The following is a 20,956-nucleotide window of genomic DNA, read 5'->3' on the forward strand; positions in this document are numbered from 1 at the left end:
GGCCTAGGCGGCGGTACGCAGGGCCTCGGGCCGGGCCAGGTTCTCGGCGAGGAACAGCTCGCGCAGCTTCGGGGTGAGCAGGCCGAGCTGCCGCAGGACGTGGATCACCTGCTGGAACAGCAGCTGCCGGTAGCCGAACATCATCGGGTCGGTACGGGCGAAGGCCAGGCCCTGTTCGACGTCGAGGCCCATGTTCTCCCAGACCTCGCGCAGCAGGAACCGGCGGGACATCAGGTGGACGGCCTCCAGGAGGAACGCCTCGCGCTCGTCGCGCTCCCGGGTCGTCATGTCGTTGTAGAGGCCGGTGAGGGCGACCACGCCGAAGCCGATGTGCCGGGCCTCGTCCTTGGCGATCATCCGGGTGATCGAGGTGATCAGCGGGTCGCCGAAGCCGCTGCTGGCGAGCCGGGTGGCGGCCAGGGCGAGCCCCTCCACGATGACCTGCATGCCCAGGTAGACGACGTCCCAGCGGGACTCGGCGAGCAGGTCGCGCAGCAGGGCCTTGAGGCCGGGGTTGATCGGGTAGGAGACGCCGATCTTCTCGTCTATGTACCGGGCGAACGCCTCGACGTGCCGGGCCTCGTCGGCGACCTGGGAGGCCGCGTACACCTTCGCCTCCAGGTCGGGGACGGTCTCCACCAGCCGGGCCGTGGTGACGAGGGCGCCCTGTTCCCCGTGCAGGAACTGGCTGACCATCCACGCCTGGTACTCCCAGCGGAAGCTGTTGAGCAGTTCGCGGGGGACGGGGCTGTTCTCGGAGACGACGAACGAGGCGAGGCCGGCGCTCTGGTCGTCGGACAGCGGGGCACCGAAGCGGACGTCGTAGCTCCAGTCGATGTACGTGTCGGCGTCCCACTGGTTCTGCTTGTTGCGCTGGTACAGCTTCCAGATACGGCTGTCGCGCCCGTCGTAGTCCCAGGTGAGGCAGGCGCGGATGGAGGCGTCGACCTCCATCAGGTCCTCGCGGGCCCGGTCGAGGGTGAAGAGCGTCGAGTCGGCGGAGCCGTCCTCGCCGCGCGGAGGGGCCGAGCCCTCAACGGAAACGTCGGTCATCGGGAACGCGATCCTTTCATCCACCGTGGCCCGTCGGCCCCGGCCCACACCCTCGCCCGCCCGGGGGCGCCCGGCCAGGAAGGCCCTGGGCAATTTGCGGGCATCAACAACTGCCGGTCGGTTGCCTGGTGGCCCGCGCGCCCGCGCGCCGAGCATGGGCGCCCCCGCCCCCGTAACCCGGGCGCCACCTCCCACCACCCTCATGGAGCTGTTCCGATGACCCTGGAGCACGCCCGGCCCACCCTCGACGCCGTCGCCTCCCTCGAACGGCTCCTCGGCGACCCCGTCGACGGCGAAGGACCCTTCTCGTTCGCCGGAATCGTCGCGGCCGAGGAGCGCGACGAACTGCCCCCCGGGGCGAAGAAGCTGCTGCTGGACTGGGGGTTCGCCGACTTCCTGGTCCCCGAGGGCGACGGCGGACGGCTGCGGAACCTGGAGTCGGCCTTACTGCTGACCCGCACCCTGGCCCGGCGCAACCTCACCTTCTCCGTGCTGTTCGGCTCGACCCTGCTGGGCGCCGCGCCCGTGTGGCTGTGGGGCACCGACGCGCAGCGGGCCCCGGTGGCCGAGGGGCTGGCCGCCGGGGCCATGGCCTGCTTCGGCATCTCGGAGCGCGACCACGGCAGCGACCTCGCGGCGTCCGGCACGACCGCCGTGTCGGACGGCGACGACATCGTCCTCAACGGCGAGAAGTGGCCGGTCGGCAACGCGACCAGGTCGCGGTTCGTCAGCGTCCTCGCCCAGCACGACGGGCGCGGGCTCTCGCTGTTCCTGGTGGACAAGGAGCGGCTGGCGGACGGGGCGTGGACGAACACCCCGTTCGTGAAGGGCGCCGGTCTGCGCGGCCACGACCTGAGCGGGATCACGTTCCACGACGCCCGCATCCCGCGCTCGGCGCTGGTCGGCCGGCCGTACCGGGGGCTCGCCTCGGTGCTGAAGACCCTCCAGATCACCCGGACCGCCATCGGCGCGATGTCGCTGGGCACCATGGACTCGGCGCTGCGGATCGGGATGCGGTACGCCGGTGAGCGGGTGCTGTACGGGTCACCGGTCAAGGAGATCCCGTTGGTGCGGGAGCACCTGGTGGGCGCCCATCTGGATCTCCTGATCGCCGAGTGCGTGGCCCTGCCCGTGGCGCGGGCCCTGTCGGTGGTGCCGTCGCGGATGAGCCTGTGGTCCTCGGTCGTGAAGTACCTGGTCCCGGTGATGGGCGAGGAGGTGCTGGACCATATCGGCAAGGTGCTCGGGGCGCGCGGGTACCTCCGCGAGGGCGTCGCCTCGGGGGCCTTGCAGAAGTTGCGCCGCGACCACGCCATCACGACGGTCTTCGAGGGCACGACGCACGTCAATCTGCACAGCATCGCCACGCAGCTGCCGACGGTCGCCGCCGTCGCGGACCGGCCGGCCGAGGGCGGCCGCGAGGTGCTGCGCGCCCTGTTCGACTGGTCGCGCGAGGCGCCGGTGTGGTCCCCGTCCGGCGACGCCCTGCACCTCACCAGCGCCGCGCAGGACGAGATCACCCGGGGCTGGACGGATGCCGTCCGGGAGGCGGCGGTCGTCGCGAAGGAGCGCCTGGACGAGGAGTCGGCCGCCGAACTCGCTCTCGTACTGGCGGAGCTGACCTCACACCGGGCGGCCCTGTACGCGGAGGTGGCCGGCGCGGGCCGGGCCCCGGACTCGGTGGCGGCGGCCCGCGCGGCGGCCCGGCACTGCGTGCTGCACGCGGCGGCGTCCTGCCTGTACGCGTGGCTGTACGGGGGTGGGCGGGAGCGGAGCGCGGTGCGCGGCGACGGATGGCTGATTCTGGCGCTCCAGCGCCTCGTACAGCGGCTGGAGCCCGGCCGGCTGCCGGCGGAGCGGCACCAGGACGCGTTTGTGCGTTGTGTGGAGGAAGCGTTGGCGAAAGGTGAAGACTTCTCACTTCTCCCTACCGTCTCTTGACCCTCTTTTGACCGGCGCTAGGCCAACCCTGCCGCCAAAAGGGTAGGACATATACGCATACACGCACCTACAGTCAACCCTTCACCGGAGCTACACTCCTGCGGGTCGAGGGGCCCGAGGACAGGGGCCCCCTAGGGGGTGCGCGTCTATTGCGTTACCCCTCGGTATGCGTTGTGGGGGACAACAATGCTGAGCAGATTGGGCTTCGAATCCCATGAAGAGGATGTGTACCGGCTCATCCTCGAGAACCACGGGCTGCGGCCGAGCGATGTGCGGCAGCGGCTGAATCTGACCGAGGAGCAGGTGCGGCGGGCAGTCGACCAGCTGATCGACCGCAAGCTCCTGGCCGTCCCGTACCAGGACGAGCTGCGGCCCGTGGACCCGAACCTGAGCCTGTACTCCTTGTTGAGCGACCAGCTCACCGAACTGCACGACCGGCAGAAGGAGTACGAGCGCACCAGGGCGGACATCCGCGCGATGCTGGCGGAGTTCGGGCATCTGTACCCGTCGCGTTCGCAGCCGGACGCGGAGCGCCTGATCGGCATGGACTCCGTACAGGAGCGCATGCAGGATCTGGCGGACGCGGCCCGGCAGGAGTGCATGACGTTCAATCCGGGCGGCGGCCAGTCGGCCGCCAGCCTGGCCGCGAGCAAGCCGCTCGACAGCGACGTCATCGCGCGTGGGGTGCGGATGCGCACGGTCTATCTGGACAGCGTGCGCAACGATCCGACGACCGTGGAGTACGCGGGCTGGCTGACCGGCATGGGCGGCCAGGTCCGGACCGTGCCGGTGCTGCCGATACGGATGGCGGTCATCGACCGCGCGGTGGCGATCCTACCCATGGACCCGGACCACACCCGCAAGGGCGCCGTCCAGATCAACTCGCCCGGAGTGGTGAAGGCCCTGGTCGAGCTCTTCGAACGGGTGTGGGCGGACGCCGTCCCGCTCGGCGACGGGCACGACCACTGCGCGTTGCTGGACGAGCACGGACTCGCCCGGCGCGAACAGGAGTTGCTGCGGCTCCTCGCCCAGGGGCTCACCGACGCGGCCGCGAGCAAGAGCCTCGGCATATCCCTGCGTACGGTGCGCAGGATGACGGCCGATCTGAGCGAACGCCTCAACGCCCGGAGCCGGTTCGAGGCCGGTCTCCGGGCGGGGCAGCGCGGCTGGCTCTGAGCTAGTTGACCCCGGCGGCGACGGTGCAGACCGGCGCCGAGTCCCAGTTGAGGTTGCCACCGGGCAGGTCCGCGTCGAGACCGAGGTCCAGGTCCAGGCCGCCCGGCACGGAGTCCCAGTTCAGGTTCCCGTCGGGCACCAGGTCCCAGTTCAGGTTCCCTTCGAGGGACGCGCCGGCGCCCTCGCAGCGCAGGGAGACCCCGGCGTCCGCGGGACCGGCGCCGGTGTCGGCCTGGGCGGTCGCACCCAGGGAAGCGAATGAGAACACAACCGCGGCGGTCGCGAAACCAAGAATTCGACCAGCGCTGCTCATGTTTTTGTCCCCCAATTGTCATCCCCGCCCGCCCGGTGGTCCTGGAACCGGAGGGCAACGGGTAACTCGGCTCTGTCCGTGATCCATTCTGAGTGAAAAGGGGGCGCCGGGAAAGGTTTTCCGGTGGCAGGAAAGGACCAGCGGCAGCCTCATGCCACCTCGGCCGCCGGGCCGAGCGTCGCCGCAGATGGCGAGGGGTGCGGCGGGCCGGCGGCCCGATCCCGAGCCACGCCTTTGGCACGGTGCTGCCACCGGGAAAATGCTGCCACCAATACCCCCTTCCGCGCGTGTGTTCGCATGAGCAGAATCCACCCGGCGGGGGTTTCCTCCATCATGTACGGACGACCCCCACCTGAAACGCCAACGTCAACATCTGGCCGGATTCCCTCCATCTCTCATTCGCTTCACCGGAATCCGGTCCGCTTCGAAGGGGGAACTTCCCGATGCGCCGCACCATGCTCAAGTCCAAGATCCACCGGGCGACGGTCACCGAGGCCGACCTGAACTACGTGGGCTCGCTCACCCTGGACCCCGTCCTCATGGAGGCGGCGGACCTGCTGATCGGCGAGCAGGTGGCCATCGTGGACGTCAACAACGGCTCGCGCCTGGAGACGTACATCATCGAGGGCGAGCGCGGCTCGGGCGTCGTCTGCATCAACGGCGCGGCGGCGCGGCTGGTCGCCCCGGGCGACATCGTCATCATCATCGCCTACGGGTCGGTGGAGGAGGACGAGATCGGCAAGCGGGAACCGCGCGTCGTCTTCGTGGACGAGGCCAACCGCATCGCCCACGTCGGCAGCGACCCCTCCTCGTGACCCGGTAACACCGGGCGCCCCCTGCCCCCTACCCGCTCCCGGGCGGACGGGGCGGGGCGTCACACCGCCACGGCCACGAGAAACAATCGGGGGATCTGCACATGATCGAGGCCATCGAACAGCCCATGTCCGCGACGCCGGACGTCCGCCGGCTGCGCCATCTGCTCGCCGAACGAAGGCAGGCGCGCGGCTGGACCCAGGAGGAGCTCGCGGAGCGCTCCGGGGTCAGCGTGCGCACCATCCGCAACATCGAGACCGGCTCCAACAACCGGCCCCGCCGCGCCTCCGTCGACCTCCTGCTGGGCGCCTTCGGGACCTCGCTCGCCGAACTCGCCGGCGCCGAGGGCCTCCACCCCGGCCACGAGGTCACCCCGCTCTTCCTGCCCCGCCAGCGCGACGCCTCCGGGCACTGGCCGCACCCGGTCGACCCCGACCGCTGGCGCGGCCCCCGCCCGCTCACCGAGGCCATGGCCGGGCGCGACGACGACCTGCGCCATGTCCTGGGCACCATGCGCCGGGGCAGGCTGCTCGTCCTCACCGGGCCTGGCGGCGTCGGCAAGACCCGGCTCGCCCTGACCGCCGCCGCCCGCCTCCAGGAACGCTTCCGCGACGGCGTCGGAGTGGTCGAACTCGGCCCGTGCGTCCCCGAGTCGGCGGACCCGGCCGCCGCGCGGGACCAGGTGCACCGGGCCGTGGACGCGGTCCTGGCGGACGCGGTCGTCCGCGGCCCGGGCCGGGAGCTGGACCTGCTGCTGGTCGTGGACAACGCGGAACACGTCGTCGCGACGGTCTCCCGGCTGGTCCTGCGGCTCGTCGTGACGCATCCCGGACTGCGGGTGCTGATCACCTCACGACGGCCGCCGGCCGTCCTGTCCGCCGACGTCTGGGAGGTGTCCCCGCTCCCGGCGGGCGAGCCGTGCGCGGACGCGGCGACCGGCAGCCCGCAGGGGGACGGCGCCGCCCTCCCCGCCGCCGTGGAGCTCTTCCTGCGCCGCGCCAGGTCCACCGTGCCCACGCTCGACCTGGGCAGCCGGCTGCCCCAGGTGGCCGAGCTGTGCCGGCGCCTGGACGGGCTGCCGCGCGCGATCGAGGCCGCCGCGCACTGCATCCGGACCGTGTCGCTGGAGTCCCTGCTGTACAGCGGTCCCGCGCTGTACATGTTCGACCGGTTCGACCTGTCGGCGGTCTCGCACCACAGGACTCTCGCCGACAGCGTGCGCTGGAGCTACGACCTGCTCACCGCCGAACAGCGGGACCTGCTGCACCACCTGGCCCGGTCCTTCGACTCGTTCACCGTCGAGGACGTGGTGAGCGACCACCCGGCGGGCGCCTGGACGGCGGGCAGCGTCGTCTGCGGACTGGCGGAGCTCGCCGACGCCTCCCTGATCCGCGTACACCGCGGCACCCGCTACGGCTACCGGGTCTACGGCTGGATCAAGGCGTACATCGACACGCTCGACCAGGATTCCGGCCGCACGCTCGGCGCCTGACCCGCCGGCCGGAAGACCGCCCCCCGCGCCCCCTCCCCCTCACCCCGCCCGCAGGGCCAGCGCCACCTGGTGGCCGCCGAAGCCCGACGCGTTGCTCAGCACGGCGGCCGGTCCGGCGGGCAGGGGGCGCGGGGCCGCGCGGACCACGTCCAGCTCGATGGTCTCGTCCAGCTCCTCGATGTTCACGGTGGCCGGAGCCACCCGGTCCCGCAGCGCGAGCACCGCCGCCACCGCGGACAACGCCCCGGCGGCGCCCAGCAGATGGCCCGTCATCGACTTGACGGCCGACACGGGGACCCCGCCCGGCCCGAACAGCGCGCCGATCGCCCGGCTCTCGATCATGTCGCCGCCCGGGGTCGAGGTGGCGTGCGCCCCGATCTGGACCACGTCCGCGGTGGTCAGGCCGCCGTCCGCGAGGGCCCGCTCCATCGCCCGGGCCAGGGACTTCCCGGTGGGCTCGGGCCGGGCCATGTGGTGGGCGTCCGCGCTCATCCCGGCCCCGGCGACCTCGCAGTAGATCCTGGCGCCCCGGGCCCGCGCGTGCTCGGCCCGTTCCAGGATCAGCACCGCGGCCCCCTCCCCCATGACGAAGCCGTCCCGCCCCGCGTCGAAGGGGCGCGAGGCCCGCTCCGGGTCCTCGTTGCGCCGGGACAGCGCGGTCATGTTCGCGAACCCGGCCATCGCCAGCGGATGGATCGCCGCGTCGCTGCCGCCGACCGCGACCACGTCGGCGCGCCCGAGCCGGATCAGGTCGAGCCCCGCAGCGACGGCCTCGGCACCCGCCGCGCACGCGGTGGCCGGGGCCTGCGCGCAGGCACGGGCACCGATGACCATGCTGGCCTGGGCGGCCGGGCTGTTGGCCATCAGCATCGGGACCGCGATCGGGGAGACCTTCCGGGGCCCGCCGGTCCGCAGCACCTCCTCGCCCGCGAGGGCGGTGCCGAGCCCGCCGAACGCGGTGCCGACGACCGCCGCCGTCCGGTCGGCGTCGGGGCCGCCGTCCTTCCCGGCCGGGGCGGTGAACCCGGCGTCCGCCCACGCCTCGCGGAGCGCGACGACGGCGAACTGCCCGGCCCGGTCCATCCGCCGCGCCTCGATCCGGTCCAGCACGGACGTGGGCTCCACGGCGGCCCGGGCGGCGATCCGTACCGGCAGGTCCTTCGCCCAGCGCCCGGTGAGCGCGACGGCGCCGCTGCGCCCGGCGAGCAGCGCCTCCCAGGTGGCCGGGGCGGTGCCGCCGAGCGGGGTGGTGGCACCGAGGCCGGTGACCACGACGTCGTGCAGGGTGCGGGACATGGACGCGTTCTCCTCAGCGGCGTACGAAGGGATGGGGTGTTACGCGGTGGCGTCGATGAGGCTCTTCGGGCGCATATCGGTCCAGTTGGCCTCGATGTACGCGAGCGCCGCCGCCCGGTCCGACTCCCCGTGCGCGACGGCCCAGCCCGCCGGGACCTCCGCGAAGGACGGCCACAGCGAGTGCTGCCCCTCGTCGTTGACCAGGACCACGAAGGCCCCCTCCTCGTCGTCGAACGGATTCGCCATCACTGACTTCCTTCCTGGTTGTCCCGTACGGGAACGAGCACGGCGGCCAGGGCGGCCGGAGTGCGGAAACGGTGGAGCTGTACGAGGTCCGGCTCGGCGCCCAGCGCCTCCCGGACGCGCCCGGCGAGTCGGAGCGCCCGCAGCGAGTCGCCGCCCGCGTCGAAGAAGTCCTCGTCGGCGCCGTGGTGTTCGCGCCCGAGCACCGAGGCGAACAGCGCGCACAGGGCCTCGGTGCGCGCCGGGGAAGCGGCGGCGGGGGCGGGCGGCGCGTCGGGCGCGGCGCGCCCGGCCAGGACGGGCAGCGCGGTCCCGGGCAGCGCCCCGGTCGCGGTCTCCGGGTCCTCGGCGAAGGCGGTGAGCAGGGCGGTGAGCCGGTCCAGCACGGCGGCGGCCTGTCCGGCGTCCACCAGCTCGGCGCGGTGGCTGACCTCCAGGTACATGCGGTCGCCGGGGACGGCCATCAGCTTGAGCGGGTAGTGGTAGGCGTCCCGCCCGTGGAAGCCGGCGACGCGCAGGCCCGCGCCGGGCACGGCGGGCAGGGCTCCGGCCCTCGGGTAGTTCTCGAAGACGATCGACGTGTCGTACAGCGGCCCGGCGCCCCCGAGGCGCTGGATGCCGGCGGGTCCGAGGTGGTGGTGGTCGGCCAGTTCGGCCTGGGCGGCCTGTACGCGTACGAGCAGGGCGCGCAGCGGTTCGGCGGGGTCGGCCGCCTCGACGCGGACCGGCACGGTGGTGATGTACAGCCCGACCATGTCCTCGATGCCGGGCAGTTCCGGCGGCCGGACGGAGACGGTCGCGCCGAACACCACGTCCCGGCGCCCGGTCAGCTCGGCGAGGAGCAGCCCCCAGGCGCCCTGGACCACGGTGTTCGGGGTCACCCCGGCCGTGCGGGCGGCGGCGGTGAGCGCGGCCGTGAGGTCCAGGGGCAGTTCGGCGGTGATCCGCTCGGGGAGGGTCGTCAGGGTGCCGGTGTCGTGGCCGGGGGCGATCAGGGAGGGCCCGGGCAGGCCCTTGAGCGCGGTGCGCCACGCCTCGCGGGCGGCCTCGCGGTCCCGGCCCGCCAGCCAGGCGGCGTACTCCCGGGCGGGGACGGGCCGGGGCAGCGCGGCGGGGTCGCCGCCGTTCAGGTACAGCGTGAACAGGTCGCGCAGCAGCACCGAGGTGGACCAGCCGTCGGTCAGGATGTGGTGGCTGGTGAAGACCAGGGCGTGCCGGTCCGTCCCCGTCCTGAGCAGCGTGAAGCGCAGCAGCGGCGGCCGGTCCAGGGCGAACCGGGCCCGCCGGTCACGGGCGAGGAAGGCGTCCAGGCGGGGGCGCGGCGACGAGCCGTCGGGGCGGGTCAGGTCCAGCTCGGCCCAGGGCACTTCGACGCGTCCGGCGACGGCCTGGACGGGTTCGCCGGAGTCCAGGAGGAGGAATCCGGTGCGCAGGGCCTCGTGCCGGTCGGTGAGGGCCTGGCAGGCGCGGCGCAGGGCCCCGGTGTCCAGGGCGCCTTCGAGCTCGGCGACGAGCTGGACGTGGTAGACGTCGGCGGCCCCGCTGTCGTACCGGGCGTGGTGCAGCAGCCCTTCCTGGAGCGGCGTCGCGGGCAGCAGTCCGGCGGGCGGGCCCGCGGGCCAGGTGGCCTCCAGGGTTTCCAGCTCCTCCTGCCCGATGTCCACCAGCGGTACGTCGGAGGGGGTGAGGCCGCCCGCCCCGGGCCGCGCGGTGTGGGCGACGAGGGCGCGCAGGGCGGCGAACCACGCCTCGCCGAGCTCCGCCGCGTCCGCCTCGGTGAGCAGGTCGCCGGGCCAGGACCAGGTCGCGGTGAGGCGGGGCCCGTCGGGCAGGTCGTGCGTCGCGGCGTTGACCTCGATGACGTGCGGCATGGGCAGCCCGTCATCGGTCCCGGACACCACGGCGTCGGCCTCGGCGGCGATGTCCCACACGCCTTCGCCGGGTCCGGAGACGCGGCCGAGGTAGTTGAAGCCGATCTGCGGGGCCTCGTACGCGGCGAGCGGACCCGCCGTGTCCGGGTTGAGGTGGCGCAGCAGCCCGTAGCCGATGCCGTGGTCGGGGATCGCCCGCAGCTGCTCCTTGACCCGCTTCACGGCCCGGTTCAGGTCGCCGGGGCCGGGGTCCACGCGTACGGGATAGAGGCTGGTGAACCACCCGGCGGTACGCGACGGGTCGAGGCCGTCCGCGATCTCCTCGCGGCCGTGTCCCTCCAGGTCCACGAGCACGCCACGCGCGCCGTCCGTCCCGCGCGCCCGGCGCCAGGAGTCGACGGCCAGGGCGAGCGCGGTGAGCAGGATGTCGTTGATCCCGGTCCGGAAGGCGGCGGGCACTCCGGTCAGCAGCGGTTCGGTGTACGCGGCCGGAAGGGTCAGGGTGAGCGAACGGGCGGTCCCGTACACGTCGCGCGCGGGGTCGAGCGGGCGCGCGGCGAGGGCGGGGTCTCCGCCGGACAGGATCTCCTCCCACAGCGGCAGCCGGTCGGTGTGCCAGGGGTCGAGCGCCGCCGTGTGCAGCCGCGCGGACCAGGTGCGCAACGAGGTGTGTACGGGGTCGAGTTCGGCCGTACCGACGTCGGCGGCGCCCTCCCAGGCCCGGTGCAGGTCGGGCAGCAGGACCCGCCAGGAGACGCCGTCCACGGCGAGGTGGTGCACGGTGAGCAGGAGACGGCCGTCGGCGCCGGGGCCCGCGTCGAACCAGACCGCCTCGGCCAGGCGGCGGGCGGCGGGGTCGAGCCGGTCGCGCGCGGCGGCGGACTCCTCGGCGACGGCCGCCCGCAGCGCGTCCGGGCCGAGGCCGGTGACCTCGCGGCGGCGCACCAGGTCCTCGGCGCGGACCGTGCCGGGCGCGGCGATGTCGAGGGCCCAGTCCCGGCCGTCCGGTCCGGTGGCCAGGCGGCGCATACGGAGCGCGTCGTGCCGGTCCAGGAGCCGCTGGACCGCCCGGGCCAGCCGGTCGGTCGTACCCAGGTGCGGGACGCGGACCAGGACGGACTGGTGGAAGCCGTCGGAGGGCCCGCCGCGCTCGCGGAGCCAGTGCATGACCGGGGTGGGCCCGAGCGGTCCGACGCCCGCGTCCGGGTGCTCGGCCGGGCGGTCGGCGACCGTCCGGGCGACCCGGGCCAGCGCGGCGACGGTCCGGTGCGTGAACACGTCCTTCGGGGTGATCACCAGGCCCGACTTGCGGGCCCGGGCGACCAGTTGGATGGAGACGATCGAGTCGCCGCCGAGGTCGAAGAAGCTGTCGTCCACCCCGGGTCCTGCGACGCCCAGCACCTCGGCGAACAGCGCGCACAGGGTCTCCTCCGCGTGCCCCGAGGGGGCCCGCCCGCCGGAGCCGGTCACGGCGGCCGGGGCGGGCAGCGCCCGGCGGTCCAGCTTCCCGTTCGGCGTCAGCGGCAGCCGGTCCAGCCAGACGACGGCCCCGGGCACCATGTACTCGGGCAGGGCCCCGGCCGCGTGCTCGGTGAGCGCGGCCGTACGTCCTTCGGCGTCCGGAGCCCCCGCGGGCACCACGTAGGCCACCAGGCGCTTCACGCCCGGCTGGTCCTCCCGGACCACGGTCGCGACCTGGGCCACCGACGCGTGGCCCGCCAGGACGGTGTCGATCTCGCCGAGCTCGACGCGCAGGCCCCGGATCTTGACCTGGTCGTCGCTGCGGCCCAGGTATTCCAGAACCCCGTCGGCCGTCCAGCGCACCACGTCACCGGTGCGGTACATGCGGGTGCCGGGCTCCCCGTACGGGTCGGCGACGAAGCGCTCGGCGGTGAGGACGGGCCGGTGCGCGTAGCCGTGGGCGAGCTGCGCGCCCGCGAGGTACAGCTCGCCGGGGACACCGGGCGGGACGGGGAGCAGCGCCTTGTCGAGCACCAGCAGGCGGGTGTTCCACACGGGCCGGCCGATGGGCACGGACCCGGCCCCGGCGTCCGGGCGGCACTGCCAGTACGTGACGTCGACGGCCGCCTCGGTCGGCCCGTACAGGTTGTGCAGCTCGGCCCCCTCCGGCCCGAGGAGGTCCAGGAAGCGGTTCTGGGTGGCTACGGGCAGCGCCTCGCCGCTGGAGAAGACGCGCCGCAGTCCGGTGCGGCGCGCGGCGGCCGGTTCCTGGAGGAAGACCTGGAGCATCGAGGGGACGAAGTGGGCGACGGAGACGTTCTCCCGCCGGACGAGCTCCGCCAGGTAGGCCGGGTCCTTGTGGCCGTCCGGGCGCGCCACGACCAGGGTGGCGCCGGTGTGCAGCGGCCAGAAGAACTCCCAGACCGACACGTCGAACCCGCACGGGGTCTTCTGGAGCACCCGGTCCCCGGGCCCGATCGGATACCGGTCCTGCATCCAGCGCAGCCGGTTGACCACGGCGGCGTGCGGCACCATGACGCCCTTGGGCCGCCCGGTCGACCCGGACGTGAAGATGACGTAGGCCGCGCTCTCCCCCCGCGGCCCGTCCCACGAGACCGCCGCAGGCACCGTCTCCCCCGGCCCGTCCGGCGCGGCGGAGACGTCCTCGCCCGGCGCGTCCAGCAGCAGCCGGGGCAGGTCCGTCTCCGGCAGGGCGGCGGCCGTCGCGGTCCCGGTGAGCAGCAGCGCGGGGGCGGCGTCCTCCAGGAGCCGGCCGATCCGCTCGGCCGGGAGGTCCGGGTCGACCGGCACATAGGCGGCGCCCGCCGCCTGCACCGCGTGCAGGGCGACGACCAGGGCGGCCGACCGGGGCAGCGCGACGGCCACGGTGTCGCCGTGCCGGACCCCGTGCCCGCGCAGCCGTGCGGCCAGGGCGCGGACCCGCTCGGCGGTCTCCGCGTACGTCAGGGTGGCGTCCTCGGCGACGAGGGCGACGGCGTCCGGCGTACGGGCCGCCTGCTCGGCGAACATCCGGGGCAGGGTGGTGTCCTCGACCGGGTGCGCGGTGTCGTTCCAGGTGTCCAGCACCTGGTGCCGCTCGTCCGGGGTGAGCAGCGCGACGCGTCCCACCGGGGTGTCCGGGGCGGTGAGCCAGGTCTCCAGGAGGTGGCGGACGCGGGCGGCGACGCTCCCGGCGTCGGCCTGCTCGTACAGGTCCGGCCGGTAGTTGACCTCAAGGCGCAGCCGCTTGCCGGGGACGGCCATCAGGCTGAGCGGGTAGTGGGTGGAGCCGGCCGAGCTGTCGCCCTCGACGGCGGTCAGCCGCAGTCCGCCGGCCGGGGCGCGCACGTCGTCCCAGCTCATCGGGGCGTTCCCGAACGCCACCGAGGTGTCGAAGAGTTCGCCGAGCCCTGCTCTCCGCCGCACATCGGCGAGGCCCACGTGGTGGTGCGGTTCCAGGGCCGACTGCTCCCGCTGGACGCGGGCGGCCAGCGCGCCCAGCGCCTCGCGCGGGTCGAGTCGCACCCGGACCGGGGCGGCGTTGATGAGCAGGCCGACGATGTCCTCCACGTCGTCCAGCCCGGCCGGGCGGCCGGACACGGTCTGGCCGAAGACCACGTCCCAGCGCCCGGTCAGCCCGCCGAGGACCAGCGACCAGGCGGCCAGGACCAGGGAGTTGAGGGTGAGCCCGGCCGCGCGGGCGGCGGCGGTGAGCGCCCCGGTGGTCTCCTCGGCCAGCTCGGCGGCGGCCATGCGGGGCATCGCGGCGCCCCCGGCCGCGTCGGCGCCGGGCGCGACGAGGGTGGACTCCCCGAGCCCGGCCAGCGCCTCGGCCCAGGCGTCCTCGGACGCGGCCCGGTCCTGCCCGGCGAGCCAGGAGAGATAGCGGGCGAAGGGGACCGCGGGCGGCAGCGCCCCGCCGTCGCCCCCGGCCGCGTACAGCACCAGCAGGTCACGCAGCACGATCTGGAACGACCATGCGTCGAGCAGGATGTGATGGTAGGTCAGCATCATGACGTGCTCGTCGTCGGCGAGCCGGGCCAGGGTGAAGCGGATCAGCGGTGGGCGGCCCATGGCGAAGCCCCGGGCCCGGTCGTCGGTCCGGTAGCGGGCGAGCCGGTCCTGCTGCTCGTCCGCCGGGAGCGCGCTCAGGTCGAGGTCCGTCCAGGGCACCGCGACCCGCCGCCGTACGAGCTGGACGGGCTCGCCCGTCTTCCGCTGCTGGAAGCCCGCCCGCAGCACCGGATGCCGTTCCAGGAGCGCCCCGCACGCGGCCCGCAGCCGGTCCGCGTCGAGCGCCCCGCTCAGCCCGAAGGCGACCTGGATCGTGTAGACGTCGACGCCCTCCTCGTCGTACAGGGCGTGGAAGAGCATCCCTTCCTGCAACGGCGACAGGGGCAGGGCCGCTTCCAGGCCGTGTCCGTGAAGCCCCTTCGTACGCCCGGAGGGCGTGGCCTGCGGCGTCTGGTGCGTGCTCTCGGCGTGCCGGCCGACATCCCTCGTACTGGACGTACTAGGGATGTCGGCCGGTGCGGCGAGAGTGCGTGCCAGGCGTCGTGGGTCAGAAGGGACTTCACGGACACGGCCTAGGGGCGACGGCTTCACTTCGGGCCTCCGGCGGGAGCGAATGGAATGGTCAGACGGCGGCGGGGCGGGACGGCTTGGCCGCGACGAACGCGGTGATCGCGTCGACGGAGCAGAAGTGCACTTCGTCCAGCTCGTCGGTGCCGACCTGGACGCCGAAGGCGCGCTCCACGTAGGTGACGAGCTGGATGGTGAACAGCGAGTTGGCGAGGCCCGCGCCGAAGATGTTGAGGTCGTCGGCGACGGGCGTCGCCAGCTCCTCGGTCAGATAGGCCCTCACCTGGGTACGGATGGCTTCGGTCTGCTCGGTCGTGGTCACCGGGGCGGTCCTTCCTGTCGTGGATGTGCGGGGGCCGGCAGGAAGCCGGCCAGTGCGGCGACGGTCGCCGCCGGTGCGGACTGCGGGAAGCCGTGCCCGCCGGGCAGCAGCGTCGTGGTGTGCCCGCCGGCCGCGCAGGCGCGCCACTCCTCGATCAGGGCGGGCGGTGCGAGCGTGTCGCCCACCCCGCCGAACACATGGAGCGGGCAGCCGACCCGTACCGGCCCGGCCGTCACGATCCGCTCGGCCAGCGCCAGGTCGGCGCGGACCGTGCGGAACACGTACGCGGCGTACGCGCCGTGCCGCAGCAGCTCCGGCGGCAGCCCGCCGATCCGGGTCAGCCAGTCGGCCAGGCCCTGATCGTCGTACGCCGCGATCGAAGCCCCGGGCGGGGTGTGCGGCGCCCGCGACCCGGAGACGACGAGCGCGGCCGGTGCGGGCGCCCCCTCCCGGGCGGCCAGCGCGGTCACCGCATGGGCCAGCAGCGCGCCCAGGCTGTGGCCGAACAGGATGTACGGCACGTCGAGTTCGGGGAGCAGCCCGTCCAGCAGCCGGCGCGTCACGGTGTCCGGGTCCGGGGGCAGCGGCTCGGCGGTCCGGGGGCCGCGGCCGGGCAGGGTCACGGTGGCGATCTCGACGCCGGACGGCAGATGGGGCCGCCAGGCGGTGAACGCGGCGGGCCCCGCGCCCGACTGCGGCAGGCAGATCACCCGCGTACGCGGCCGGTCCACGGCTCCGAACCGGCTGCCGATCCACGGGTTGTCCCCGGACGTGGTCATCGGATCAGGCCAGGTAGCCGGTGAGCCGGTCGAGCATGGACGCGGCGAGCCGGTCGCAGAAGGCGCCGGACGTCCGGTCCGGGTGGTAGCCGATCACCAGCCGCCCGTGCGCCCCGGCGGCCGGCCAGACCTCGGCGTGCACCTCGCCGGAGACCCCGGGGTAGCGCGGCCGGAAGAACTGCGACGGCAGCCCCTTCAGGGCCAGTTCGCCCAGGCCGTTGTCCTGGAGCACGAACATCGTCTGGAACATCCGGTTGCGGTCCGTGGACTCCGTCTTCAGCTGGAGCCCGGCGATCTCCGAGATCGACAGGTCCTGCGCGGAGAACGCCTCCGCGACGGCCGCCGCGGTGGCGGCGATCGACGCGGCGGGCGAGGCGTCCGGGTCGGTCCTGGGCCGCAGCGGCAGGATGTCGATGAGGCAGCCCGCGGCCCGGCTCAGGACGTTGTTGCCGCGCCGGTTGACGGGCGTGCCGACGCCGAAGTCGTGCTCGCCGATGAGCTCCGCCATGGCCTGCCCGTACGCGCTCAGATACACGGCGAACGGGCTGACCCCGTGGCGCTGCGCCAGCCCCCGCACCCCGTCGGCGAGCCCGGCGGGCAGCGGCAGGTCGGTCATCCGGCAGGGCGTCCCGCGCGGCGCCTCCGCACCGCCCGGGTACTCCAGCGGGGTCATGCCGTTGATCGTGCGCCGCCAGTACTCGCGCTGGGCGTCGAGGTCCACGTACGGCAGATGCGCCTCCAGTGCCTCGGCCACCTCGCGCGGACCGGGGGCGGGCTCCAGATCGGGCGTCCGGCCCTCGGCGTACGCGTTGTAGGCGGCCGACAGGTCGTGCGCCAGGACCTCGGACGAGCCGCCGTCGAACGCCACGTGGTGGACGGCGTATCCGAACAGGGTGACGTGCGCCTGGCGCACCGCCACGAAGACCGGCCGCCACACGTCGCCGCGCACCAGCCGGAAGGGCTTGGCCAGTTCACGGGCGAGCACGTCCTTCGCCTCCTCCTCGGTGTCCGCGAGGAACGCGCCGAGCGGCGGGGCGGGCAGGTCGGCGGGGCGGACGTAGGGCTGCTCCTGGAAGAGGTATTCGGCGCCCAGATAGCGGTGCCTGCGGTGCAGGTACTCCACGGCGGCGGCCAGCGCGGCCCGGTCGGGGCGGCCCTCGATACGCCAGCAGCGCACCGAGTGCAGCGACAGGTCGTCGGGCTTGAAGACGTGCTTCATGAACATGAAGGTCTGTGTCGGCGAGAGCGGGGCGCGCGCGTCGTCACCGGCCCGCACGCCCGCACCGGCCGCCGCGTGCGGCCGCCCGTCCGTGGCGTGGATCCACTCCGCGAGCCCGGCGGCGGTCCGCTGCCGGTAGATCTGCGAGATCGGCACTGGCCGCCCGAGCGCGTCGCCGAGCCGGGCGCAGACGCGGCCGATCTCCAGCGAGGTCACGCCGAGCGCGGTCAGCCCGGTGTCCCAGGGCACGTCGTCGGCGGCCAGCCCGGTGACCCCGGCGAGCGCGGCGGCGACGGCCGCCCGGATCTCGGGCAGCCCCCGCCCCACCGCGTCCCCGCCCCGCTCCGGACGGCCGGGGTCACCGGCCGCCACCCCCTCCGCTGCGACGGTCGCCGCGAGCGGGACGACGGCATGGGGGCCGGTGCTGGCGGGCATGGCGGGTCTCCTCTGTACGTCTGCGGGGGGCGGGTCCACGGCGATCCTGCCAACGCCCGGGAACCGCTTCCAGGCAGGAACCCGGCAACTGACGGCCCGCGCCGAACGGCCCCGTACTGCCGGTTCGTTGCCTGGTCGGCGGTGTTTCCCCCCGGCAGCATCGAATGGGACCAGTGCGCGAAACCCCGCCGAAAGGAACCCCAGGGCATGCGACGTGACGGTACGGAGACGGGGCAGCCCCAGGACGATCCGCCCGCCGGCGCCCGGGTCTCGCTGTGGCGCAACCGGGACTACGTCGGCTGGTGGACGGGGCACGGCCTCTCCGCGCTCGGCACCAGCGTCTCCAACATCGCCTTCCCGCTGCTGATCCTGTACGCCACCGGATCGGTCGCCCGGGCCGGGGTGATCACCGCCGCCACCATGGTCGGCACCCTCGCGACCACGCTTCTCGGCGGCGCCCTCGCGGACCGCGTCTCCCGCCGGCTCATCCTGATCACCGGCCCCCTGGTGCAGGCGGCGGCGCTCGGCGCGGTCGCGTACGCGGTCCACCGGGGCGACGCTGCGGTGTGGCTGCTCTCCGCCCTGGCCTGCGTGGCCGGTGCCGCGTCCGGGATCACCTCGGGGTCGACGATCCCCTCGCTGCGCCGGATCGTGCCGAAGGAGCAGATCGGGGAGGCCACCGCCCGCTCGATGGGCCGGGACATGGCGGCCCGGGTCATCGGCGCCCCGCTGGGCGGGCTGCTGTTCTCGGCGGCGCGCTGGGCACCCTTCCTGGCGGACGCGGTGTCGTTCCTCTTCGCGTCCCTGGGCGCCGCGCTCATCCGCCGCCCGCTCGGCCCGGACCGCGAACCGGGGGCGGAGCGCCCCGGCATCGGCCAGGACGTGGTGGCCGGCTACCGCTTCGTCCGCGACCACGCCTATCTGCGGTTCACGGTGATCTGGGTGGCGCTGCTCAACGCGGTCGCCCAGGGCTTCTTCCTGCTGCTGATCGCCCTCGTGAAGCACCGCGGCGGCGACCCGCAGACCATCGGCTTCGTCAACGCGACGGCCCTGGTCGGCGGGGTCGTCGGCGCGGTGATCGGCCCGGTCCTGCTGGCCCGGGTCCGCGCCCGGACCGCCCTGCTGGTCTCCGCCTGGGTCTTCGTGGAGTCCTTCGCCGTGGTCGCCCTGGTCCCCGAGCCCTGGCAGATCGGCGCGGTGCTGCTCGTGGCGACGGCGGCGATGGTCCCGCTGAACGTGATCCTGGAGACGTACGAGGTCCGGCTCGTGCCCGACGAGTACAGCGGCCGGGTCTCCGCCGTGAGCCGCTTCGGCATGCAGGCCCTGCAATGGACGGGCCCGCTGGCCGCCGGCTTCCTGGGCGACCAATTCGGGGTGCAGGGCGCGGTGCTGTTCCTGATGGTGCTGATGGCCGCGCTGGCGGTCACCCTGCACCTGACCCGCTCCCTGCGGGTGCTGGACGAGCCGGTGGACGCGGTGGAGGAACTGCCGGTGCCGGAGGCCCGGGCGGGGGCGGGGGTCTAGGGCCTGTCGAGCGCCCAGGTCTGGAGGGCGTACGGGCGCCCCTTCTCCTCGCCCTCGATGAGCGGTACGCCGAGCAGCCGGAAGCCGTTCGCGGCGGCGACGGCGACGCTGGCCGCGTTCTCCGCCTCCAGTTCCAGGATGACCCGGTCGACGCCCAGCTCCTCGAAGGCGTACGCGGCCATCACCCGCACCGCCCGCCCGGCGAGCCCCTGCCCTCGGTGGGCGGGGCCGACCGCGTAACCGAGCTCCGTGCCCTCGGGGGCGCGCCGCAGCATGACCTCGCCGAGCGGGGCGCCGCCGTCGAGCGTGACGGCGAGCAGGACGGCGGTGCCGTCCGCCCGCAGCTGACGGGCCTTCGCCAGCCGTGCGCGGGCGGCCTCGGCGTCGAAGGGCGAGACGATCGGCGTCCAGTACGCGATGTCCGGGTGGTCGAACAGCTCCGGCATGGCGGCGAGGTCGTCCTCGGTCCAGTCACGCAGGACGAGCCCCTCACCCGTGAGTTCGACGTGCTGGGGGAAGGGAGGCGTGGCGCTGCTGGTCATGGTGGGGACCCTATCCGGGTGCTCCCCGGTCACCAAGCCGTTTCCGGCGGCCCCGGGGCCCTCACTCCAGGGCCGTGTCGAGCAGCTCCGCCCACTGGGCGACCACCTTGCGGCGGCGGGCGGTGTCGTCGGTGAGGACGTTGGCGAGGCCGAGCCCCCGGGCCATGTCGAGCAGCCCCTGCACGGTCTCCCGCACCCCGGGCCTCGCCTCGTCGGCGCGCAGGAGGTGGACGGCGATGCGGTGGGTCTCGCGGCCCACCCGGGCCTCCAGCTCCGTGACCCGGGGCCGCAGCTGCTCCTCGTTGGACGCGGCGACCCAGAGCTGGAGGGCGGCGCGGAACAGGGGGCCGGTGTAGAGGTCGACCAGGGCGGCGACGACGGCGGCGCGGTCCTGGTCGGGGACGGCGCGCAGGGCGGCGGAGCGTTCCTCGGCGACGTATTCGACGGCGGCGGTGAACAGGTCCTCGCGGGTGGGGAAGTGGTGCTGCGCGGCGCCCCGCGAGACCCCGGCCCGCTCCGCGACGACCGCGACGGTGGACCCGGCCCAGCCGTGCTCGGCGAGGCAGGCCACCGCGGCCTCCAGGAGGCGCCGGCGGGTGGCGCGGCTGCGGTCCTGTTTGGGGCCCGGGCTGGTGCCGCCCGGTGTCACAACGCCCATGCGGGGTCCCGTCGTTCGAGGAAGGCCGTCATCCCCTCCCGGGCCTCGTCGGAGGCGAAGAGCTGGGCGGAGCGGGCGATGAGGTCTTCGGCGTGCTGGTCGAAACTCTGCAGCACAGTAGCCGTGACCAGCGCCTTGGACGCCGCCAGCCCCTGCGGCGAGGCCCGCCGCAGATCGTCCAGTACGAGGTCGACCGAGCCGTCCACGTCGGTGGCGGCCATCGTGACGAGGCCGATGCGCTCGGCCTCGTCCGCGTAGAACTTCTCGCCGGTCAGGTAGTAGCGGGCGGCGGCGCGCGGGTCGATGCGCGGGAGCAGCGGCATCGAGATCACAGCGGGCGCGAGCCCGAGCCGGGACTCGGTGAGCGCGAAGGTCGACCCGGTCCCGGCGACCGAGAGGTCACAGGCCGCGAGCAGCCCGAGCCCTCCGGCCCGCACATGCCCGTCGACCCGGGCCACCACGGGCTTCGGCAGCGCGACGATCCGCCGCATCAGGGCCACGAAGTCGTGCGGATCGGCCGGGGCCCGCAGATCGGCGCCCGCGCAGAAGGTGGTCCCGGTATGGGTGAGCACGACGGCCCGCACGGAGTCGTCGGCCGCGCACGCGTCCAGCGCCTCCGCAAGACCGGCGACGAGCCCGGCGCTGAGGGCGTTGCGGTTGGCGGGCGAGTCGAGCGTGAGGGTGGTGACGCCGCGCGTGTGGGCGGGCGGGGCGAGCGGGCTCATCCGCGGTCTCCT

16 protein-coding genes are annotated in these 20,956 nt (G+C 74.2%); 5 read left to right on the forward strand and 11 right to left on the reverse strand.

Translation table 11 applies throughout. The features are described 5' to 3' along the window. Positions 1–3: 3 nt before the first annotated feature. Positions 4–1,053, reverse strand: coding sequence for a ferritin-like domain-containing protein (locus tag OG867_RS13285; protein ID WP_406285277.1), 1,050 nt, complete (start codon positions 1,051–1,053; stop codon positions 4–6). 216 nt (positions 1,054–1,269) lie between these two features. On the opposite strand from OG867_RS13285, the gene OG867_RS13290 reads away from it, so the two are divergent. Together OG867_RS13290 and OG867_RS13295 are read left to right on the forward strand one after the other, a co-directional pair. After that, entirely contained in the window at positions 1,270–2,994 is a 1,725-nt protein-coding gene (locus OG867_RS13290) for an acyl-CoA dehydrogenase family protein (RefSeq protein WP_406285279.1), read from the forward strand. Positions 2,995–3,192: 198 nt separating this feature from the next. Further along, on the forward strand, positions 3,193–4,170 hold the full coding sequence (locus OG867_RS13295; protein WP_406285281.1) for a LuxR C-terminal-related transcriptional regulator: 978 nt from the start codon (positions 3,193–3,195) through the stop codon (positions 4,168–4,170). Position 4,171: 1 nt separating this feature from the next. Here OG867_RS13295 and OG867_RS13300 read toward each other — a convergent pair whose 3' ends face one another. After that, positions 4,172–4,438: a hypothetical protein gene (locus OG867_RS13300; RefSeq protein WP_328901596.1), complete on the reverse strand. Its 267-nt coding sequence runs from the start codon at positions 4,436–4,438 to the stop codon at positions 4,172–4,174. A gap of 488 nt (positions 4,439–4,926) precedes the next feature. On the opposite strand from OG867_RS13300, the gene panD reads away from it, so the two are divergent. Both panD and OG867_RS13310 read left to right on the forward strand, forming a co-directional pair. Beyond that, a complete protein-coding gene (panD, locus tag OG867_RS13305) occupies positions 4,927–5,298 on the forward strand; it encodes an aspartate 1-decarboxylase (RefSeq protein WP_328901595.1) in 372 nt (123 codons plus the stop codon). A gap of 101 nt (positions 5,299–5,399) precedes the next feature. Then, positions 5,400–6,788 (forward strand): ATP-binding protein, encoded by a 1,389-nt coding sequence (locus OG867_RS13310; protein ID WP_406285283.1) that lies wholly within the window; start codon positions 5,400–5,402, stop codon positions 6,786–6,788. Between the two features lie 39 nt (positions 6,789–6,827). Here OG867_RS13310 and OG867_RS13315 read toward each other — a convergent pair whose 3' ends face one another. The 6 genes from OG867_RS13315 to OG867_RS13340 all read right to left on the reverse strand — a co-directional run bounded on the left by OG867_RS13315 (position 6,828) and on the right by OG867_RS13340 (position 17,495). Continuing rightward, positions 6,828–8,084, reverse strand: coding sequence for a beta-ketoacyl-ACP synthase II (locus OG867_RS13315; protein ID WP_328901593.1), 1,257 nt, complete (start codon positions 8,082–8,084; stop codon positions 6,828–6,830). 39 nt (positions 8,085–8,123) lie between these two features. Further along, positions 8,124–8,330, reverse strand: coding sequence for an MbtH family protein (locus OG867_RS13320; RefSeq protein ID WP_328901592.1), 207 nt, complete (start codon positions 8,328–8,330; stop codon positions 8,124–8,126). Beyond that, positions 8,330–14,572, reverse strand: coding sequence for an amino acid adenylation domain-containing protein (locus tag OG867_RS13325; RefSeq protein WP_406290940.1), 6,243 nt, complete (start codon positions 14,570–14,572; stop codon positions 8,330–8,332). The genes OG867_RS13320 and OG867_RS13325 overlap by 1 nt, the downstream gene beginning before the upstream one ends. 223 nt (positions 14,573–14,795) lie before the next feature. Beyond that, positions 14,796–15,062, reverse strand: coding sequence for an acyl carrier protein (locus tag OG867_RS13330; RefSeq protein WP_328901590.1), 267 nt, complete (start codon positions 15,060–15,062; stop codon positions 14,796–14,798). Further along, on the reverse strand, positions 15,059–15,841 hold the full coding sequence (locus OG867_RS13335) for a thioesterase II family protein (protein WP_406285286.1): 783 nt from the start codon (positions 15,839–15,841) through the stop codon (positions 15,059–15,061). The genes OG867_RS13330 and OG867_RS13335 overlap by 4 nt, the downstream gene beginning before the upstream one ends. Before the next feature lie 4 nt (positions 15,842–15,845). Continuing rightward, positions 15,846–17,495 carry a condensation domain-containing protein gene (locus tag OG867_RS13340; protein WP_406285288.1) on the reverse strand — a complete coding sequence of 550 codons (1,650 nt, stop codon included), beginning with the start codon at positions 17,493–17,495 and terminating at the stop codon, positions 15,846–15,848. Between the two features lie 207 nt (positions 17,496–17,702). On the opposite strand from OG867_RS13340, the gene OG867_RS13345 reads away from it, so the two are divergent. Further along, positions 17,703–19,019, forward strand: a complete 1,317-nt coding sequence (locus OG867_RS13345; protein ID WP_406285290.1) for an MFS transporter — start codon at positions 17,703–17,705, stop codon at positions 19,017–19,019. Here OG867_RS13345 and OG867_RS13350 read toward each other — a convergent pair. The 3 genes from OG867_RS13350 to OG867_RS13360 all read right to left on the reverse strand — a co-directional run bounded on the left by OG867_RS13350 (position 19,016) and on the right by OG867_RS13360 (position 20,944). After that, on the reverse strand, positions 19,016–19,561 hold the full coding sequence (locus OG867_RS13350; protein WP_406285293.1) for a GNAT family N-acetyltransferase: 546 nt from the start codon (positions 19,559–19,561) through the stop codon (positions 19,016–19,018). The two genes, OG867_RS13345 and OG867_RS13350, sit on opposite strands and share 4 nt — an antisense overlap. Positions 19,562–19,622: 61 nt before the next feature. Next, positions 19,623–20,219, reverse strand: a complete 597-nt coding sequence (locus tag OG867_RS13355) for a TetR/AcrR family transcriptional regulator (RefSeq protein WP_406285295.1) — start codon at positions 20,217–20,219, stop codon at positions 19,623–19,625. Beyond that, positions 20,207–20,944: an enoyl-CoA hydratase family protein gene (locus tag OG867_RS13360; RefSeq protein ID WP_406285298.1), complete on the reverse strand. Its 738-nt coding sequence runs from the start codon at positions 20,942–20,944 to the stop codon at positions 20,207–20,209. The genes OG867_RS13355 and OG867_RS13360 overlap by 13 nt, the downstream gene beginning before the upstream one ends. Positions 20,945–20,956: the final 12 nt, after the last annotated feature.

Source organism: Streptomyces sp. NBC_00209, assembly GCF_045206345.1.
Taxonomy (GTDB): Bacteria; Actinomycetota; Actinomycetes; order Streptomycetales; family Streptomycetaceae; genus Streptomyces.

Excerpts from the sequence above, each read along its gene's own strand:
- OG867_RS13360 (WP_406285298.1), bottom strand. The coding sequence starts at position 20,944 with ATGAGCCCGCTCGCCCCGCCCGCCCACACGCGCGGCGTCACCACCCTC.
- OG867_RS13290 (WP_406285279.1), top strand. The coding sequence starts at position 1,270 with ATGACCCTGGAGCACGCCCGGCCCACCCTCGACGCCGTCGCCTCCCTC.
- OG867_RS13350 (WP_406285293.1), bottom strand. The coding sequence starts at position 19,561 with ATGACCAGCAGCGCCACGCCTCCCTTCCCCCAGCACGTCGAACTCACG.
- OG867_RS13335 (WP_406285286.1), bottom strand. The coding sequence starts at position 15,841 with ATGACCACGTCCGGGGACAACCCGTGGATCGGCAGCCGGTTCGGAGCC.
- OG867_RS13315 (WP_328901593.1), bottom strand. The coding sequence starts at position 8,084 with ATGTCCCGCACCCTGCACGACGTCGTGGTCACCGGCCTCGGTGCCACC.
- OG867_RS13340 (WP_406285288.1), bottom strand. The coding sequence starts at position 17,495 with ATGCCCGCCAGCACCGGCCCCCATGCCGTCGTCCCGCTCGCGGCGACC.
- OG867_RS13345 (WP_406285290.1), top strand. The coding sequence starts at position 17,703 with ATGCGACGTGACGGTACGGAGACGGGGCAGCCCCAGGACGATCCGCCC.
- OG867_RS13310 (WP_406285283.1), top strand. The coding sequence starts at position 5,400 with ATGATCGAGGCCATCGAACAGCCCATGTCCGCGACGCCGGACGTCCGC.
- OG867_RS13285 (WP_406285277.1), bottom strand. The coding sequence starts at position 1,053 with ATGACCGACGTTTCCGTTGAGGGCTCGGCCCCTCCGCGCGGCGAGGAC.
- OG867_RS13355 (WP_406285295.1), bottom strand. The coding sequence starts at position 20,219 with ATGGGCGTTGTGACACCGGGCGGCACCAGCCCGGGCCCCAAACAGGAC.
- panD (WP_328901595.1), top strand. The coding sequence starts at position 4,927 with ATGCGCCGCACCATGCTCAAGTCCAAGATCCACCGGGCGACGGTCACC.
- OG867_RS13320 (WP_328901592.1), bottom strand. The coding sequence starts at position 8,330 with ATGGCGAATCCGTTCGACGACGAGGAGGGGGCCTTCGTGGTCCTGGTC.